The following is a 20,577-nucleotide window of genomic DNA, read 5'->3' as shown; positions in this document are numbered from 1 at the left end:
ATGTATATCCGAGTGTCGAAGTTGAGGCTGATGGAACAACAGCTACTATACGTGTACAAAATTTGCCCACGAATACCACCGGTCAACAAGCAATTTTGTTAAATGCGGATACTGGAGAAGAATTGATGAAGTCCGGTATGATTCTTCCGGGACAAGAAATCGCAAATGTATCATTAGATAAAGCATTGGATCCAGGGGCTTATAAGGGAAATGTCAAACTAGAGTTTTACGATTTAGAAGCAAAGAAAAAGGTCGGTGAGACCAGTGTGGGTGTAGATATTACAGTTCACAGTTAAAAGTGGTAATCTCCCAAAAAAAGGGATTTACATATATAGTGTTCATAAAAAATAATGCAAAATAAAAAGGAGAAATATATTGATGAAAAAAAATATTCTAGCAAATTTACTTTGTGGAGCAGTACTAGTATCAGGATCATTGATTGGAGTAAGCGAAGTATTTGCGGATGCAGTGGATAATGTAGGAACAACCACGATTGATAACAGCACCGATCCGATTGTTACTGACTGGGATTGGCAATTCAAAGGTTCAATTGGTGCAGTGGACAATACTGACCCGGATGGGAGCGTTGTAGATCCAGACCAGTGGATTAATGTCAGTGTACCAACGAATTTTGTTTTCCACTCTACTGAAAATTCTGATCATGAAGATATTGTTTCTGCTGACCATTCAATCACCAATCACTCTGGACGTCCAGTAAAAATTGAAGTGAAAGAATTAAAAAATGTCAACAATCCAAGTGGGGTAGTGGATACACTATCATTGAACCAGTCAGGAACAAAAATCTTAGATTTGATTGTTGGTGGACAAGAACAAACCATCTCCCCAACCGCTTTGACAACACTAGCAAGTCCAAATGCGACAGGAACTGATTTTACAGGACCAACTTCCGTTGCTTTACAAGTTGTTGGTAAAACAGATACAACAAAATTTGATCCTACAGATAAAGATACTTCACAAACAGTCGACTTTAAATTAGGACTTCATTTCGAAGCACAAAATCGCACGAATACAGGGCCAGAACTACCATAATAGGAGAATATCTATGAAGGAAAAAACGTTATCCCTAGCTTTGGTGGGGTTACTGATGTTAGGTTTGTTTTCTCCTGTAATTAGTTATGCTGCAACGATTAATGGGAGTGAACATGGAACAGAGATGGAGATTTCCGCTACTGGTTACATTGGTACTTCAGGTGAGAGTGAAAGACCTCCTGCAGAGGAGCTATCGCCACCAAAAAAAACACCAGTGAATAGCGCAAAGCCTACTCAACCAAATTTTCCTAAAACGGGAGAGGGGAGAAGCTTACTATTGATTGCTTTAGGTAGCCTCCTTTCCCTCCTAGCACTGACTAAGCTTTATCGACAAAGAAGAGAAATGGCACAGAATCAATGATTCTTTACGAAATAGAGTAGAAAATTGAATCAATTCAATTAGTAAAAGTTTAAATAAAAGGGTGCCACTCATACTCTTTGTGAATGAAGGTAGAGTTAAAATAAAAAAGTAGAGAGAAATGCTAAAGTTTCTCTCTACTTTTTTATTTGTTCTTTTGCGTAAGTTTATTTATTAGAAAGGTTCATATTTTCTGATGAGTTGAAACCATAGAATATTTATATGCGACATTAATGAGTATATTTTGCTTTTGGGAGCAAGTGATTACTATTGAGTATTTTGTGTTGAAAAAATGTATTATTTTTGCAAACTTTTCTCTTTGAATTTTTCGAAAGTCTGATAGTGACAATAAGAATAACTTAGTGTTATCTTCGTAAAAAAGGAAAAGTGATTGTTGTATTTGGTGAATGAGTGGGAATAGATAAGAGATATCCGAGGCCAACTAAATATCTATGATCTGTCTCTTATACACATCTGACTTTTTTTGGGAGTTCACCTTTATTATGAATGTATGACTGTAGTAATGCTATTTTTTACTGTAAAAATTATATACATAAAAGTAAGGTGTGACAAAAGATGAATTATCCAAATAAAAAAAGAAAAATTTTTAAAAAGATGACACCGTTGATAATACTTAGTATTTTGGTATTACATTCTCTTAATCCTACTTTAGGCGTGTTTGCAGAAAATACAAAAGAAGTCGATGATAATTCTTTAGTAATCGAAAATGATGCTCCTTCTTCAGGAAATGATGAAGCAACGCCAATCGAAGATGCTTTTTCTAGTGACTCAGAAGAAATTGAAGATAACACGCTAGAATCGGACAACAACATGCCAACAGATGAAGGTACAACAGAAGATACCACTTTAGAAACAGAGACCGACATATCAACAGAAGGTAGTGCAACAGAAGATAGTACTTCAGAAACAAAGACCGATATATTAACAGATGAAAGTAAAACAGAAGATAGTACTTCAGAAACAGAGACCGACATATTAACAGATGAAAGTGAGACAATAGAAAGTACTCAAGAACAAACAGAGGAAGAAGATACATCTGCTAATGAAGAGAAGATACCGCTTAAAGAACGAAATTTAATTTTCGTAACACAGCCAAGAGATATCCCAAGAACTGCAGATATCTCATCTCAAAAATCACTACAAAAACTAGTACGTTTTGAAGATAAGACAAGCAAGAGTACAGATGAAGTTCTATCAGAAAAGGCTATTTACCGTTTGGTTCACACCAATGATGGTTCCGAAATCAAACAAGAGGAGTTAGACAATTTAGATATCAAAGATTCAGATATTCTTGCTAAGTTAGTAGTGGAGATTCCAGCAGGAGATGGGTATAAAGAAGTCAAAGTAACAAGTAAGGAATTTCGGATCCAACCTATTCAAATATTTCGGATTCCTGATAGTCAAGATAGCAATGTAACCACCAATGAAGAAAATTGGACACGCGTGGAAAAAATAAGTGATATTCAGCCATATGATGTGATACGTGGTTTTCTAGTTGAAGATATGATGGTTATCAAAAAAGACGAAAATGATAATTTATTAGTAAGTAGTTTAAAACATGCAGGCATAGGAGCATTCGTAGAACCCTCAGAGCGTACAACCTTTTATAAAAACGATAAAGATGATGATGGTTACAATACAAGCAACTTAAAAAAAATGATAGATAATTGGTATCAAACAAAAGTAGCTGGTACAGATGCTGAAGATTATGTCCTTCCTGTAGAAGTTAAGACCCCAACTCTTGAAGAAGTTTTACAAAACGATTACTTGGTTGGTGGTACTGGTTATGATTACTGGTTTTTTACTACTTATGACAGATGGTCAAGTGGGATTATTTATGCAGCTAAAACAAGTGTAGGAAAAGATTGGTCGACCAAAGTGTTAACAAATGGAACACTTAATGACCGTCAAGCCTTTGCATTAAGTGTTCAAGATATACCAAATTTGGGTCAAGCCAATGGTGATGACTGGGTAGAGGGTACACTAGGACAATATTATCGAGACAATAATGCTTTTCAATATAAATATCTTGCCAATATCAAAAATGAGCAAGGAAATTTAGATTCTGAGTATATTTTGTTACGCACACCAGGGCGAAGCTTTGAGTACATTGCGGGGATTAGCGTTAAACGTGCATATGTATCTTATTTCGCTAGTTTTGTTGATATTGATCGAGCATCAGCCGGTTCACTTTACGTCAATCTAGATGGTGTGTCTGTAGAGCAACCGTCTAATAAAGAATGGATTCACGTAAAACTTCCAACAAAAATGTTTTTCTCGGTAGACAATGCACTCAAAAAAACCACCGATGAAAACATCAAGAGCAACACTCAAACGATTGAAAATCTATCTGAACGTTCCTTGAATGTCAGTTTCAATGTAGATAATGATTTTTCTTCAGTGTTAAATGTCCATAATATCGATTTCTTATCTCCTAATGTAACGCCAAATCTTGGGGAGGAAGCGATGCATTTGAAGTTGAATCTTGATAAAGGAGACACCCCCATTTACCTGCATAATAATGGAGGTGGTATAGATGAAAGCATTCTATTTGACCCAAAAGAAGCACGAACGGTTTCCCTAGGAGGGGCTTACTTTGGTGATGTCCCAACAAAAGAGCAAACGGCAAAAGAAGTTACCGTACAATTGACCTTGCATTTTGAAGCAGGAAATGATACGGGTGGGGGTGGAACAACACCTGTCAAAGAGGGCGAATAGGCATTTACCAAACAGTCTATATACTGAAATCACAGCTCATGATTTTACAAATAGAACGTTAAACAATTTAGTATGATGATAAAAAGGGTAAAAACGAAACTTGACTATCATCAAGTATTAGCGACTCTGGACAAGGGTCACATTTTGAGATATGCAGGAGTTCCAAGAGATACCATACACAGAAAGGAAACATTTCAGTTATGAACGAACATATTACAAAACAAGATGAACAAAAGAAAAAAAGACTCTTACTACTACTCTTTTTTGCCATGCTTTTGGCAGTGGCTGGTGGGGTTTGGTATCACCTGTCCTCAAAGCCAGTAGCAATTGTATCTGCTTCCTTTCCTGATGGGAGATTAGCAAAAGATATGAAAGATGATGAGTTGAAAAAGTACATGGATGAATTAGCGGATGCAAGTAGCGTGACGATCAATGTATATCCGAGTGTCGAAGTTGAGGCTGATGGAACAACAGCTACTATACGTGTACAAAATTTGCCCACGAATACCACCGGTCAACAAGCAATTTTGTTAAATGCGGATACTGGAGAAGAATTGATGAAGTCCGGTATGATTCTTCCGGGACAAGAAATCGCAAATGTATCATTAGATAAAGCATTGGATCCAGGGGCTTATAAGGGAAATGTCAAACTAGAGTTTTACGATTTAGAAGCAAAGAAAAAGGTCGGTGAGACCAGTGTGGGTGTAGATATTACAGTTCACAGTTAAAAGTGGTAATCTCCCAAAAAAAGGGATTTACATATATAGTGTTCATAAAAAATAATGCAAAATAAAAAGGAGAAATATATTGATGAAAAAAAATATTCTAGCAAATTTACTTTGTGGAGCAGTACTAGTATCAGGATCATTGATTGGAGTAAGCGAAGTATTTGCGGATGCAGTGGATAATGTAGGAACAACCACGATTGATAACAGCACCGATCCGATTGTTACTGACTGGGATTGGCAATTCAAAGGTTCAATTGGTGCAGTGGACAATACTGACCCGGATGGGAGCGTTGTAGATCCAGACCAGTGGATTAATGTCAGTGTACCAACGAATTTTGTTTTCCACTCTACTGAAAATTCTGATCATGAAGATATTGTTTCTGCTGACCATTCAATCACCAATCACTCTGGACGTCCAGTAAAAATTGAAGTGAAAGAATTAAAAAATGTCAACAATCCAAGTGGGGTAGTGGATACACTATCATTGAACCAGTCAGGAACAAAAATCTTAGATTTGATTGTTGGTGGACAAGAACAAACCATCTCCCCAACCGCTTTGACAACACTAGCAAGTCCAAATGCGACAGGAACTGATTTTACAGGACCAACTTCCGTTGCTTTACAAGTTGTTGGTAAAACAGATACAACAAAATTTGATCCTACAGATAAAGATACTTCACAAACAGTCGACTTTAAATTAGGACTTCATTTCGAAGCACAAAATCGCACGAATACAGGGCCAGAACTACCATAATAGGAGAATATCTATGAAGGAAAAAACGTTATCCCTAGCTTTGGTGGGGTTACTGATGTTAGGTTTGTTTTCTCCTGTAATTAGTTATGCTGCAACGATTAATGGGAGTGAACATGGAACAGAGATGGAGATTTCCGCTACTGGTTACATTGGTACTTCAGGTGAGAGTGAAAGACCTCCTGCAGAGGAGCTATCGCCACCAAAAAAAACACCAGTGAATAGCGCAAAGCCTACTCAACCAAATTTTCCTAAAACGGGAGAGGGGAGAAGCTTACTATTGATTGCTTTAGGTAGCCTCCTTTCCCTCCTAGCACTGACTAAGCTTTATCGACAAAGAAGAGAAATGGCACAGAATCAATGATTCTTTACGAAATAGAGTAGAAAATTGAATCAATTCAATTAGTAAAAGTTTAAATAAAAGGGTGCCACTCATACTCTTTGTGAATGAAGGTAGAGTTAAAATAAAAAAGTAGAGAGAAATGCTAAAGTTTCTCTCTACTTTTTTATTTGTTCTTTTGCGTAAGTTTATTTATTAGAAAGGTTCATATTTTCTGATGAGTTGAAACCATAGAATATTTATATGCGACATTAATGAGTATATTTTGCTTTTGGGAGCAAGTGATTACTATTGAGTATTTTGTGTTGAAAAAATGTATTATTTTTGCAAACTTTTCTCTTTGAATTTTTCGAAAGTCTGATAGTGACAATAAGAATAACTTAGTGTTATCTTCGTAAAAAAGGAAAAGTGATTGTTGTATTTGGTGAATGAGTGGGAATAGATAAGAGATATCCGAGGCCAACTAAATATCTATGATTATAAAAAAGGAATTTTTGATCGTATCAATTTTCTAATAAAGTAGTAGAAGGAACAGAGTTTAAGTTGTATCACATTTGTTCTTTTTAGTTGATTAGTTTAAACTGATGTCAGATAAAGCTTTCATAATAGGAGGAGCTATGGAAAAGAAAAAGATTCGTTGGGCTTTAATCATCATAGGCGTTCTTTTGATGCTGTTTGTTGGTTATCGCTTATATATAGAGTATCAACCGGATATTCACTTGTTTTTTGATCCTAAAGCCAGTCGCCAAGAATTGATGGACAGCATTCGTTCCCATGGTCTATCGGCAGCTGTCATCTTGATCATTATGATTAGCCTCATGTGTGCGATTCCAGGAATACCCACTTCGGTTGTGGGGGTAATCGTTGGCTTGAGCTATGGACCATTTTTGGGAACGTTGATCAATGTCTTAGGGAATACGTTAGGGAATATCTTATCTATTTTTTTGATGCAACATCTATCTTTATTTGATCAATCGAAAAAAGAAAATCGCTGGGTTAAAGCGATTCGTCATATGAGGCATCCAAAGATTGGTGTGATGATTGGGTACATGGTACCGATCATTCCTTCATCTTTGATTAACTTTGCGGCTATCACATTAAATCTTCGTATAAGGGAAATTCTCTTATCGATTTTGATCGGAGTAATTCCTTCTTCGCTTTTGTATGCTTGTGGAGGAGAAGCACTGTTTCATGGGAATCATAAAACCGCTCTTTTGTTAGTCGCTAGTGTGCTGATTCTGACAGTACTTGTCGTAGTTATCTATAAAGATCGACGCAAACATCAAGTAAATTGAAAGTATTTGATGTTTCGTCCTCTTTCTAAATGTTTCCTGTTTCCAATTATTTTTGGAAGTTGTAAACTAAGAAAGGAAATGGGGGAGAAATGAACATGGAGAAACAAAAACCGTTATCAAGATCACTCATCTTACTTTTAGCGATCACATGTGGTGTCGTTGTGGCGAATATGTACTATATTCAACCAATTGGCACAAAGGTAGCAGCTAGCTTATCGGTTAGTACGAGTGCAGTAGGGATGTTGACAATGTTGACACAATTAGGATATGCGCTAGGATTGCTGTTATTAGTACCATTAGGAGATGTGATGGATCGTCCTAAGTTGATTATTCGAATGGCAGCTCTTTCGGCAATTTCTTTATTAGTTGCCTATTTTGCACCAAACTTTATACTATTTGCTTGTGCCTCTTTTTTGATTGGATTACTTTCAATCGTGCCGCAAATCATCATCCCTTATGGTGCAGTATTGGCAGGGCCAGCTGCAAGAGGGCGGATAATGGGTATTTTATTAAGTGGTTTGTTGGTGGGTATTTTACTCTCACGAACTATATCAGGGCTAATTGCCAGTGTCTTTTCTTGGCGAATTGTTTATTTATTTGCCTTATGTTTAGTGGTAGCTTTGACTGCCTTACTTTACTTGAAGATGCCACGGACACAAACGAATAAGGCAAAAAGTCATGAATTTTCTTACGTCGACTCGCTAAAAAGTTTACCACATTTGATCCGATCACAACGATTGCTTAGAGAATCAGCTATCAGCGGTTTTTTTATGTTTGGAACTTTTTCAATCTTTTGGTCCACCTTGATTTTTTACATTAGTAGTCCTGCTTATGGTTGGGGAACATTTGAAGCAGGAATCTTAGCTATTTTTGGTTTATCAGGTGCAGTTGCAGCGCCTATCGTAGGACGTTTGGCAGATTCATATTCTGAAAGAAGAATCATCGGTATGGGGTTAGTGATGCAAACGATCAGTTTTATACTCTTATTGATTGCTGGAGACTACATTGCTGTTTTATTAGTAGCCATCGTTTTATTAGATGTAGGGAACCAATTTGGACAAGTAGCAAATCAAAGCAGAGTTCAAGGTTTAGGAGAAGTAGCCAGTACTCGGAATAATACGATTTTTATGTTTATGTACTTTATTGGTGGAGCTACTGGATCCTTATTAGGAACAACCATGTGGCAGCATTATGGCTGGCTCGGTGTGACACTGGCAGGATTGTTCTTCCAGTTTTGTGCTTTTTTCTTTCAATCAACAGTTTATCGACATCCAATAAAAATAAAGCGTGAAAAATAAAAAAATGATCTCAATCTTTTTGACTATTATACTAAAAAGCTACTAAAGAGTTGCATCTTAGTTAATAGGCAATCACCAAACGACCGAAAAACGTGGAAAAATTGTTTTTTGGTTGTTTTTTTCAATCTATGCTAAAAGGCTTCTTCACTTCTAAATAGAAGTCAATGTTTAAATTTGACTGGATATGATTGTGGAATTCATTGTTTGATTGAGCTGTATCGACTTTTTTTAGCAAATAAACGAAAAATTTGGTCTATACAAATATTGCCAAAGAAATGATTCCATGCTATAATTGGGCTATACCAAAAATGAAGGAGCAATCGTTATGGAAATCATTCGTGTGAAAAACGCTGAAGAAGGCGGAAAAAAAGCTTTTGAGATAATTAAAGATGGAATAGAAAATGGTGCAAAAGTTTTGGGATTAGCCACAGGAAGTACGCCAATCACTTTATACAAAGAAATGACTTCAAGCGACATGGATTTCAGTAACATGACTTCTGTTAACTTGGATGAGTATGTAGGATTAGGTGGCTCGGATGACCAAAGCTATCGTCATTTTATGGATGTTAAATTATTTGATAAAAAGCCATTCAAAGAAACCTTTGTTCCAGATGGAAAAGCGGCCGATCTGGTAGCTGCATGTAAAGAATACGATCAAATTATTGAAAAACATCCAATTGATATCCAAATTTTAGGGATTGGTGAAAATGGCCATATTGGGTTTAACGAACCAGGTTCATCTTTTGATGGTAAGACTTCGGTCGTGGAACTTACTGAGTCAACGATCAATGCGAATAAACGATTTTTCGAAAAAGTGGAAGATGTACCGACACAAGCTGTTTCGATGGGAATCGGATCTATCTTAAAGGGGAAAAAAATCGTATTGATGGCGTATGGTGAAAATAAAGCAGAGGCCATCCAAGGAATGATCAAAGGTCCTGTCACAACCGATATGCCAGCAAGTGTTCTACAAAATCATGAGAACGTGGTGGTTATTGTAGACGAAGCTGCTGCAAGTAAACTATAAGAGAATAGAATAATAACCAGTCACAGCCAGTTTTTCTCAAATAACTGAAGAAAACTGCGGCAGTAGTGACTGGTTTTTTCTACCTCCTTTAGCAATCAATATACTTTGACTGTTTTTTTAGTCATGCTATATTTGATTGAAGGAGGGGGTTTCATGGATGAGATGATTTTATCTATTCCGGAAATTATTTTGCGGTTAAGTATTGCATTATTGTTTGGAGGAGCCATCGGTTTTGAACGTCAATATAAAAATCGTCCAGCTGGGATGCGCACGCATATTTTAGTCTGTATGGGCGCCTGTATCATTGCTTTGATACAAGTAGAAATTGCCAGCAGTGCGTTGAGAGATGCATTAGAACATCCTGAACTAGTCGGAACGATTCGTTCGGACGAAGCCCGTTTGATCGCCCAAGTAGTCAGTGGTGTCGGATTTTTGGGTGCAGGTACGATCATTGTCACAAAACAATCAGTGACAGGTCTGACAACAGCTGCCTCTCTTTGGGCCATTGCGGGATTAGGGATTGCCATCGGGATGGGCTTTTACGCCATCGCGATCGTAAGTTTTATCGGTATTGTTATCGCATTAACTGTTGTCAAGCAGATCATCCATGTACCAACGACTAAAAAGTTAGAGATTCAATTTATTCATCGTAGAGAAACGAAAGATTTCTTGGCAGAATATTTTGAGGAACGAAAAATCACGATTGAAGATGTCAATTTCGATGTGAAATTCATTGATGATTATCGTGTCTACAAGAATGTCTATACAGTAAACCTGCCTAAAGGTCTGACTTATGCCGAAGTGATTGAAGAATTATCAGTTTATAAAAATATCACCAAACTTCATTTAGTGAGCCTACCACAGTAATCGGTCATAAAAACTACTATACATTATTTTTATTTTAAAATAACAAATTGGAAATAAAAAATAGTACTTTATTGAATAATAAATGGTAAAATAATGATAACGGTTATAACTGAAATTGGAGGAAATCTATGTATTCAAGATTCAAAGAATCAAAGTTGTTGTTTTGGACTGTGGAATTGGTCCTGACGATTATCGGTGTCTATTTTATTTTACGTATGCCTAATGTGTTCCAACCCGTATTAAAAATGCTATCTGCTATTTTATTGCCGCTGATCATTGCTGGTTTTTTTTATTATATGTTTAATCCAGTCGTCTTGTTTTTAGAAAAACATCGCGTTCCTCGAGTGATTGGTTATCTTTTGACACTGGTTATCTTGATCGTGATTGTATTATTGACAGTCATGAATGTTTTACCCCAGCTGGTAGATCAAGCAGTGCAGTTAACGAAAAGTATCCCAGCTTATGCAGATGAGACAAGTAAATGGTTAAATGATCTGATGCAACGTGAAGAATTTAGAGGATTCAATTTAGAAGAACAATTCGCCTCAGCAAATTTAACTTTAAGTAATTTACTCAATATCGTGCTCGTTAGCTTAACGAATAGTGTCTCAAAAATCCTTTCATTTATGATGCAATTCTTTATCTTGATGTTTACAGTACCGTTTATTTTATTATTCATGTTTAAGGACGGACACAAATTTATCGATGCTTTATCCCATTTTTTCCCACAAGCGATTCGTGGAGAATTGCGACAGACAGTTAGAGAATTAAATGAAACATTGTCGGCTTATATCAGTAGTACGATCGTGGATGCGGTGATTATTGGAGTGATGAGTTTTATAGCAATGACGATCTTTCAACAGCCTTATAGTTTACTACTAGCAGTAGTATGTGGGATCACGAATATCATTCCTTATGTTGGTCCATTCATAGGAGCTGTTCCAGCGATTATTGTTGGTTTATTCATCTCACCATTTCAAGCACTCTACATGGCGCTATCAATTTTAGTGATCCAGCAATTAGATGGGAATGTGATTAAACCATTACTATTTGGTAAGACGATGCATATGCATCCTTTGACGATTATTTTGGTATTAATCGGAGCAGGCAGTGTGGCAGGGATCATGGGGATGTTGATCTGTATCCCAGTATATGCAGTGATCAAAACTCTGGTCTTAAATATCCGTAAAATCTATTTATTGAGAAAATTCGAGAATGTTTCTGAAGGAATCAAACCAACGATTGAAATAGAAAAATAAGAGTACAAATAAAGGCTTTTTGTCAAACGATGTTGGTGAAGAGAAATCCTAGAATGATTGGTGAACAGAAAGAACTATTTTTCTTTCTGTTCATTTTTTATTGACCCAAATGTTTAGACTGAAGGGCGTCCCAACTCAAGAAACGGTCCTACGAGAAATCACCAAACGACTGAAGTCGCTCGCAGAAAAAGGAGAAAATTTTCTTCAAAAAACAGCAGACTTCGGATTTGACAATGTTTAGGTTATTTCTACTGATTTAGTTTACTAAGTGGTTGCACAGAAATATTACTCGCAATTTAATAAAAAAATGAATGTAGAAGCTTTCATGTTACAACATGATCCAGAATGCAAAATGTTCTTTTTTGCTGATGCCTTTCATTTAAATCCAGATATTGATTCAGAGGTAGAATTAAGTTTGTCTACACGTGAAGTAATTATCCAAGAGTCTACACATGCTGTTTCGGGTACCGAAGATGTAGTTAAATATAATTACCCTGAAAAAAACTTTAGACGAAGTGGAGAAGAAGTGTTAGAGGAATTTATTAGCGGAACCACAGATATTTTAGAAATAGATGCTTTTAATAAATTTGTAAATCAATTAGCTGAAGAACTGAATTTGCCGAATTTGTCACACGATACCGTGGCTGAAGCAATAAAAATAGATCCCATGTTGTGGTCTAATTTTCAGATGACCAATGCAGAAATGGTGATGGTTATCCTCAGGGATTTTGCTTCTGGCAGAGGATTTGAAGACGAGCTTCGCATTACAAGAGATTTGAATGATGTTAAATTAAGAAAAGGTAGAATTTTTTTATTTACAGCATTAACTTATGTATATGGATATTAAGGTTTTAAGAGAGAACCTCAATTAAATAAGACAAAGGATAATCCTATACCAACACTAGAAGGGATTAATAATGGTGAGAGACAATCAAATGAAAAAAGAATAGTAAGGGAAATAACAGGAATTTCGGATACCTCGAAGATTAGAGAATTTGCGCACACTGTAGAAGTTAAAAACCTCAATTCAAAGAAGAACCTATTAAATCTTATAGGTACGAGTAAAGAAATATGTAAGACTGCGAATCCAATAATACTCAACCAAAAAAATTTACAACCACAGCGCTAGGCCTACACAAAAAAATTGTTGTTGTAGAAGTTTGTAAAAATTTAAAAGAATCAAGTATTGATTATCCGACGATCTTTTATTCTGACGTTTACTAAGGTCTTGCTTCCCTCAAATTCTTTGTAAGCATTAATCTCCAGATTGGTTAGATACCCACATCTGCCTTGTCCATCAAGATACTCTTGAGATAAACTCAAAACTTTATTTTTCCATAAAAACATCGACCCCTAAGAGTTAGATTTTAGCCTAACTTTTGTGGGTCGTTCAAACCTCTTGATAATTCAGGTATTTTATTTTTTGGGGGGTTATAATATTCTATAAAAAGAAAGACATTTTGGAGTTTTTTGTTTGTGGTATACATACAATAAATCAGCCGTATAATTTCAATGAAGAATTATGTTCATTTGTATAATTAATCTAATAATAGGTAAGAAATCTACTTTGGTGAAAGAAACACAACTGGATTCGGTTTATTAAACAAACCTAGGAAGAATATCTATGTAGAAACAATGAATTGAGAAAAAAATATGTTCACATGAGAATTTAAACGTATATGATATATGATCAGAGTCAATAGAACATCCATGTATTTGAAAATCTGTAAATGTCGGATAATATTTAAGAATTTCAGTACATATGTCCAACAGGGTATACCCCAATAGTCACCCATTTTATTTCAATCTATCGATGATCCTTGACGGCCAAGTATGCTGTGCAAAATAAAATACCTGACAATAGATTTTACATGATGAATTGTATTAAACGGAGTGTTCAAAAATCGTATGTACGTGGACACGTACCAAAAGGTCAAAAAAGTTTAAAACTCTTGATAAGTCAGGAGTTTTATTTTTTTAGTGTATCTTTGCAAGTTTGTATTATATTCTATAAAAAGGGGAGATTAGGAGGTGTTTTTTGTTGACTACATACGAATAAACTATCTATATCATTAATTTAAATGAAGGAGTGCCAAAGATGCCCAAGTTACCACAAGATGCTTATAGAGAAAAAATTGGAAATAACAACAACAAACGGAATGATGAACATCCGTCAGGAACGGATCAAAAGGTTTTAACCTATATGGCCAATCATAATGGTCTAACGGCAACACGCAATGGTGTATGGACATTTACTGGATTAGTTCAGCTATTGAGTATTTTGCAAAACCTTCACTTACCAGATCCTCCCGAACAACATCCGGTTGTTGAAAAAGATTCTCCCGCTTTTGAAGTTACTACCCGGATTGATGTGAGAAGAGATGGGAATCAGACAAGAATTCATTCCTTTGTTTCCACGTCCACCATCAACCCGGCGCGCATTCAGTCCTTGAATACGACCATGCCTCAACAGTCAACGTCGATTGCCTTACCGTTTGTCAGTACCAGTCCTTTTTTTGGCAATCAGACCTTCTATAATCAGACAACGACAGCCACAGCCACGCAACAAGACATCGATGTCGCGAAGATCACGCATGAATTGAGTTTTTCTGTTCATCAGAGCGCGCATGAGATCTATCAAGCTTTAAAATGTTACACCACGAGAAGGACCGATCAGGTGAATACCTATATCATCGCAGGAGTAAGTGTGGAACAAACGAGATTGACAACGATTTGTCAGGATGCGGTTGGTCGATCGAATGCGCAAAATGAGCAAGGAATGAAACAAGAAAGTGAGCATGCGCCTCTTTCTTCTCAGCACATGAATAATCCAGTTCATTTTTCTGCAGAAGAAGCGGCTCAAAAACTAAGTAAAGCCTTTCAAGCTGCTTATGAAAACAAACAAAATGCCACAGAGGATGAGCCAACCAATGTACATAATCAAGTGACAGGAACGTTTTGGAATGGGTTAACCGAGCAGTTTTACCAGTTCTTTTCCCAACATGCACATACGTCTTATACCCAAAAACAAGATGGGGGAAGCGAGGAAACTCTATTTTCGCATATTGTGGATTGGTTCTTGCGAGCCTTTTCGGTGAATTATGGCGAACCAATTCCCCCGATACCGATACCTCAATCGGAAAAGAATCGACAAGTTCCAGTGAATATTCATCCTATGGACCATTCGCTCCCAACTAAGACTTCGAAAAAAGAAGCGAAGAATGAAAAGCAAGTGAGCAACCATCAGGAACCCCCTCCAGAAGCGACATCGGAAGCGGCAGCTGTATCGAACCCTGAAGAAGAGAGTTTTTTGGCACAGTTCTGGGATATGGCAGTAGATATTATTGAAAGAGTGGATGGATATATCCAATATTTTAATTTTAATGTCTTCCCACACTTAGGTGCTGAAGCTAGGCCGATTCCTGTTGGCATTGAAACAACTGTCGAAAACAACCCGATCCATGTGACGACAACTCCTAGTGAAGCTACTGAGTTAAATGTGACGCAAGCTGGAGAAATCGCTACCACTCAAGAGATTAATCAAAAGATCCAAGCGTTTTTGCGTGAAAATAGAGCTGACCTAACAAAGGCAGTGGTTCAGGAAGAACAGGAAATTCCTCTTCCAACGTGGAACAGGGAACAAAAAGAGAACATCCGTAAAAAGCTGGTTGATTTTTTCATGGAAAATGGAATTGCCTGTCAAGAATCTAATGCCAAAGATCTAATAGAGACAGTCGGTGAGTGGGTCCTTCTTGAAGATGCAGTGCCAGTAACGTTGGATATGGTGAAAGTCAAACAAATCGCAAAACTACTCTTAGGAATGAACGAAGAGACAGTAATTTCAGAGGAACAGGCAAGTCTAACTGTCGGAACATGGGTCTATGAAACAATCAAAGACAACCAACCTGTAGCTTTAGCGCTTGTCGCAGAAATGACAAAACAACCAGAAGGAACAAGTACACCATCAACAACAAGTTCCCCTCAATCAACAAGTGTAGACAAACGAAAAAACAAAGTCGTCGAAACTGATGGGATTCAATGGCGTGACCCAGAGGTGCGAAAACAAGTGGAAGCCTTTTTTCAGCAGAAAAAATTACTCTCGGATCAGCCAACTAAAGAAGAAGTATTGATCGCTATGGGAAAACGGATCACTCAAGAAAAAAATAACACATTAGTCTTCAATCACAAAAGGCTTCAACCATTGGCAAAAGTGATCCTGAAAGCATTGAAACTCAATGACGAAAAAAACAAGGAGAATCTCTCAAACAAAGATGCCGAATTAACGATCATGAAATGGGCCTTTGAAACGATATTAGGAAGTTCTCTGGAAGCCTACATGGTCAAAATACTGGTGTCAGCCCCTGATGTGGATCAATTTACCATTGGGCGATTGAGAGATTTATTCACCGTCAGAAACTTGGAAAAAGAGGGATTGATCCAGTTAGATACCCCTACTCTTTCTCAAAAACAGAAGAGGTTCTTTAACAGGTTATGGAATTTTTTACTCCAGAAAGAGTTACCTAACTACTTTTTAGATAGTAGTGGCTTAGCAGATAATTTGTTGATTTCTGATTATGCTTCCTTGATGCAGCTAACAGGGGTGAAAATTTTAAAGGAGGGTGGCTACCTTGAGTCGTTTAGTTCAGAAGATAGCCGGTTGATGGGGCAACATTTCTGGGAAAACATCCTTGAAAAAGGGATCACCATCTATGAAGAATTCCGACATCTTCTAATGCCTTCTTTACTTGCGGTCGCTCAACTAGAACCAGATCTGTTACGAGAGGCATTGGCTACGGGAACCTATAAAGAAGTAGCCATCAGCACATTTATAGGTTACCAAAAAGAAGGCTATTATAAGATTATCGAAAATCAAGAAATTCTTGATCGTTTGTATAAAGCCTATCAAAAAAACTTTCTTCAATGGCGTCGAAAAGAGGCATTAGCTACAGCTTTAGCACAGACATGTCGCGACAAAGGGTCTCTCACTTCTTTTGATGTGATCAAACAAAATTATCTTATAGGTGCAGCGGATCCTTGTCCAGACATTGACTGGCTTCCAACGAAATTAGAAACTAGGTATACTAAGTTGACGAAAAATGTAGCAGAGGCGTATTTACCACTGGATAAGAAACTGATAGAGTTTGCACTACCTGCCTTCGACAAAGAGGAACGAGCATTTATTTTCTCAGAAGGGACTCATCTATATGAAGCGAATGCCGAATTGAAAAATGAAAGTGACTATATAGAGGAGATGCCGGTCACAAGTGGGTCTCCGGCTATCCATTTCTTACTTTCCGTGAGGAAAAAAAAGACCACGACTCTTAGTCTAAACAAAACGGATCTGTTTGTGGCCGTCAACGGAAAGGAAGAACGGTGGTATGCGTTGAAACAGTTGGATGGCGAAGGGGGCTATCGTTTTTATCGTGTCAATCAAGATCCTCTGTTATACCTCAAACTTGGATTGTTTGATCAAAAAAACCTTTGGAAAAATGGATACAAGAAAGAAGGAAATGAGATTCGGATCGGGGATAAACTTTTTACATTTTCTACTCATGTGAATCGGAATAAAAAATTATCCCATGGGATTGAGACAGCGCCATTCATTGAAGTACTTAGTCGTAAACATAGTGATCAACTGTATCAACAATTGTACGATTCGGGAAACGACAAAGCGGATCTCAAAAAAGCTTGGGAGGTGACCAAGCATTTTATTCCTTTTTATGATTGTGTGACAGGGATCATTAACCAAGACACGGAAGAAGCAGTTGTCTCGTGTACGATTGATGCCTTACTTATGATTCCGATACTCGGTCAAGTCACCTCCCTCAATATGAAATTCGCATTAGGTGTGGCTAGAGCCTTTGTCCGAGGGGGAATTCGCAATGTGATCAGAAGCAGTAGGAGTTTCCTCCCCACCATGGCTGAGATCAGAAGACTTGTGCTGACTTTTGCACAGAATCTTGATCCAGGGTTTGAGCCACTCATAGGTGGAGGGCGGTTGATTGTTCGGAAATTAGTGAAGTTCAAAAATGAATTACATGTAGGCAAGAAAATCAAAGACTTGTTAGAAAGAGTCGAAAAACTGGAGAAGGCGCAAGAAGCGCTAAAAAAATCAATTGAGATGCTCGAGTGGAAGGGGTTGGAAGTGCCGGTGAAAAAAGTGAACGAACATTTGTATATGCGAGTGACGAATCTGGAAACTGCGGAGGTATTTGGCGGTTTATTTATGAAAAAAGGCAATCGCATAGAAGCCTATAGACCCGCCACGTTTACAACTGAACAACTAAACTTAATCGACCTTTTGAAGGTGAAGCTGGATAAAGATCAGGTCTTTGTCGTGGAAGTTAATTCAAATCCTCAAGCCTATGGCACAGGGGAGATCACAACTGTCAAGAAAGAAGGAGAAGAGACGAAGCGTTTTATTCGAATGAAGGGGAAACTGATTGAAGTGTCTATGACAATCATCAAGGAACATGGGTTCCGATTGGATGTTTATGCCCGTCATGCGGGAAAGATCATGCCCGTAAATTTTAACGGGGTAGAATGGTATTTTGAAGCACCGACTTCTCCTTTCATATCAAAATCCGTAGAGGAAAAAATCGCTAGGGAATTGGACAAGTTTGAAACACGAAAAAATCCAAGTGATCTTTCTGCGCCAGATGGAAAAGGGTTGATGTGGGAGGAGTCAGGCAGATCCCATATTAAGATCAATGATCATTACATTCCATTGATCGCACTGGATAAAAAAGACAATCGGTATCATTTAGTGAAAAAGGATTCCAATGAACCGATGACCATCTTAAGATTTGATGAAAAAAAAGGCAAGTTTCGTTTTGAGACAGATTTGGAAAGAGCGAAGGTGGAGGCAATCGAAAAGACAAACAAGAAAGAAAAATCCCCTAAATTAAAGGTTTTACAACATAAAAGAAAATTAAAAAAACAGGATATCACCTCAGGGACATCAAAAGTATCGCAAGGAGAAACACCGGGCACCTCAGGGACATCAAGAGTGTCTCAGGGAGAGACAGCTGGTACTTCAAGTACTAAAAAGAAAAGGGTCAATCGTTCCAAAATGGGCACATTGGTTGGTCAAGTGAAAAAAAATGATATTCCCAAATCCGCAGGAAAACGTGATTTATGGAGTAAACTTAGAGAAGCAGAGCTTTATAAATATGTAGTTCCAAGAATAGAAGATCCTAACGTTCGACTTGCACCGTTAACTGAATTTGTTTCAGATTTGCCTAATAAATATCATTTTAGTGACAAGGAAATAAGACGGAATATTTTGAAAACAATTAAAGAGCACTTGCCGCCCAATTCTACCTTTAATACAATGGCGGGAGTTAAGCCTGATAAAGTGCCAGATTTCCTCAAGCTGTTTATTCAAGATATAGAGTATGGTCTTGAACAATTAACGAAGTTTACAGATTCCGGAATAGCCATATTTGAAAAATTATTGCTTGACAAAACTACTGCAAAAGCAGAGCTTAACAAAGCCGTAGCAAACGCTGTGGTTGACAACGCTGTGGCACAAGCTGTGGTTGACGATGCTGTGGTAAAAGTCCAGCTGGCAGAATCTACGCTTGACCAAGCGATTGCAAAAGCAGAGCTTAAAGAAGCTATGGCAAAAGCCGAGCATGCACAATTTGAACTTGACAAAGCGGTTGAACTAGTTAAGTTTGATAAAACTCTTTCCCAATCTAAGGTAGGGGAATATTTAACAAAATTACTTTCAATAAATGAGACTCCTAGCCAAGAACTCCTCATAACAGAAACGATTAAACGACTTTTGCATAGGTTGAAAAAAATCAAAGATTTCTATAAGCAATCAAAGCAACGAGACTATGAAAATATTTTGTTCGTCTGGAGTGATTTATTCGTTAAGAAAGAGGGGGAGAATGGTTATGTATCAACAGTTGATCTAGCTATTCCGAAAGCAGAGGTTTTTCCAACTGATGGAGAATGTCGAGTCATTATTTATGCAGATAGTCATCATTTGGATCCTCAAAAAGCTCCAGATTATGAGCTAACAGCAAGACCATCTCGAGTATTAATTCATGAAGGGTCACATCTTGTTTCACATACAGAGGATCTGGCAGTTCAATATTATCCCCCAAGAGGGACGGAATTGACTGCAGCACAAGCAATAACACGGCTTTATGAAGAATTCAATAACATAGTAAATTTAGATTCTCAACCTTTCAGTATCTTTGTGGATCATTTAGCTAAAGAATTGAATTTACCTAACTTATCCAAGTCTGAGGTTCTGAGGGTAATGTGTGAAGATGATTTATTGATTTATAACTTTTTATTGACAGATGCAGAATTATCTACATTAATTTTAAGAGACATTATCGAAGGAAGAGGGATTAATGAAATCGTTCGTGTCCCAAGAAGTACCGATAACCAAAAAATGAAATTGAAATTTCTGTTCCTCTATACGGCAATGGCTTATCTGTTTAGAAATTCAAATTTAGAGGTAAATCTTCAATTAAACCAAATGAAAGAACAGGACACAACAAAAGTAACGGATAATGTGAGTACAGATATCCCAAGTAAAGAAATAATGGAAGAAACAAGAATGATTGGACACACGGAGTCTTTAAAAAATCTAAAATACAGAGCAAAAGATAGGTTGAAAAAGGAAGTCTCAGACCTTATAACGACTAGTATGACAAAAAGTAACAACAGTACAACTGAATTCATTATGAAAGAACAAGGAGTAACGAGCCCAACACAATCTCCATCGACTCTAAGTTTCTCGGATCTTGTCACTAGGAGTATTGAAAAAAGAAATAAACTTCGTCAAAATGTATCGAAGAAACAAACACACAATCGACAAGAAGCAACTCCACAATATTAATT

General features: G+C 37.2%; 14 protein-coding genes. All 14 read left to right on the top strand.

Annotated elements, in window-relative coordinates:
- Positions 1-296 (top strand): hypothetical protein (locus tag A5844_RS14315; RefSeq protein ID WP_179190586.1); only part of this gene is annotated, 296 nt, incomplete at its 5' end.
- An 82-nt stretch (positions 297-378) separates the two neighbouring features.
- A complete protein-coding gene (locus A5844_RS10395) occupies positions 379-1,050 on the top strand; it encodes a hypothetical protein (RefSeq protein WP_086285107.1) in 672 nt (223 codons plus the stop codon).
- A gap of 13 nt (positions 1,051-1,063) precedes the next feature.
- Positions 1,064-1,411 (top strand): EF2685/EF0750 family sortase-dependent surface protein, encoded by a 348-nt coding sequence (locus tag A5844_RS10390; protein ID WP_086285106.1) that lies wholly within the window; start codon positions 1,064-1,066, stop codon positions 1,409-1,411.
- 573 nt (positions 1,412-1,984) lie between these two features.
- A complete protein-coding gene (locus A5844_RS10385) occupies positions 1,985-4,147 on the top strand; it encodes a hypothetical protein (protein WP_086285109.1) in 2,163 nt (720 codons plus the stop codon).
- 200 nt (positions 4,148-4,347) lie between these two features.
- Entirely contained in the window at positions 4,348-4,875 is a 528-nt protein-coding gene (locus tag A5844_RS10380; protein ID WP_086285108.1) for a hypothetical protein, read from the top strand.
- Between the two features lie 82 nt (positions 4,876-4,957).
- Positions 4,958-5,629: a hypothetical protein gene (locus A5844_RS10375; RefSeq protein WP_086285107.1), complete on the top strand. Its 672-nt coding sequence runs from the start codon at positions 4,958-4,960 to the stop codon at positions 5,627-5,629.
- 13 nt (positions 5,630-5,642) lie between these two features.
- Positions 5,643-5,990: an EF2685/EF0750 family sortase-dependent surface protein gene (locus A5844_RS10370; protein WP_086285106.1), complete on the top strand. Its 348-nt coding sequence runs from the start codon at positions 5,643-5,645 to the stop codon at positions 5,988-5,990.
- Between the two features lie 593 nt (positions 5,991-6,583).
- Positions 6,584-7,261, top strand: coding sequence for a TVP38/TMEM64 family protein (locus tag A5844_RS10365; RefSeq protein WP_086285105.1), 678 nt, complete (start codon positions 6,584-6,586; stop codon positions 7,259-7,261).
- An 89-nt stretch (positions 7,262-7,350) separates the two neighbouring features.
- A complete protein-coding gene (locus tag A5844_RS10360; protein WP_086285104.1) occupies positions 7,351-8,559 on the top strand; it encodes an MFS transporter in 1,209 nt (402 codons plus the stop codon).
- 325 nt (positions 8,560-8,884) lie between these two features.
- The gene (gene nagB / locus A5844_RS10355; protein ID WP_086285103.1) at positions 8,885-9,586 is read left to right on the top strand and encodes a glucosamine-6-phosphate deaminase; all 702 of its coding nucleotides are present in this window, start codon (positions 8,885-8,887) and stop codon (positions 9,584-9,586) included.
- Positions 9,587-9,739: 153 nt separating this feature from the next.
- Positions 9,740-10,453 (top strand): MgtC/SapB family protein, encoded by a 714-nt coding sequence (locus A5844_RS10350; protein ID WP_086285102.1) that lies wholly within the window; start codon positions 9,740-9,742, stop codon positions 10,451-10,453.
- Positions 10,454-10,581: 128 nt separating this feature from the next.
- Positions 10,582-11,712, top strand: a complete 1,131-nt coding sequence (locus tag A5844_RS10345) for an AI-2E family transporter (RefSeq protein WP_086285101.1) — start codon at positions 10,582-10,584, stop codon at positions 11,710-11,712.
- A gap of 325 nt (positions 11,713-12,037) precedes the next feature.
- Positions 12,038-12,559, top strand: a complete 522-nt coding sequence (locus tag A5844_RS10340; RefSeq protein WP_086285100.1) for a hypothetical protein — start codon at positions 12,038-12,040, stop codon at positions 12,557-12,559.
- Between the two features lie 1,251 nt (positions 12,560-13,810).
- The gene (locus A5844_RS10335) at positions 13,811-20,575 is read left to right on the top strand and encodes a hypothetical protein (protein WP_086285099.1); all 6,765 of its coding nucleotides are present in this window, start codon (positions 13,811-13,813) and stop codon (positions 20,573-20,575) included.
- Positions 20,576-20,577: the final 2 nt, after the last annotated feature.

Origin of the sequence: Candidatus Enterococcus wittei, assembly GCF_002140175.1 — a bacterium.
Taxonomy (GTDB): Bacteria; Bacillota; Bacilli; order Lactobacillales; family Enterococcaceae; genus Enterococcus_B; species Enterococcus_B wittei.
This window is presented reverse-complemented; position numbering and strand designations above follow the sequence as displayed.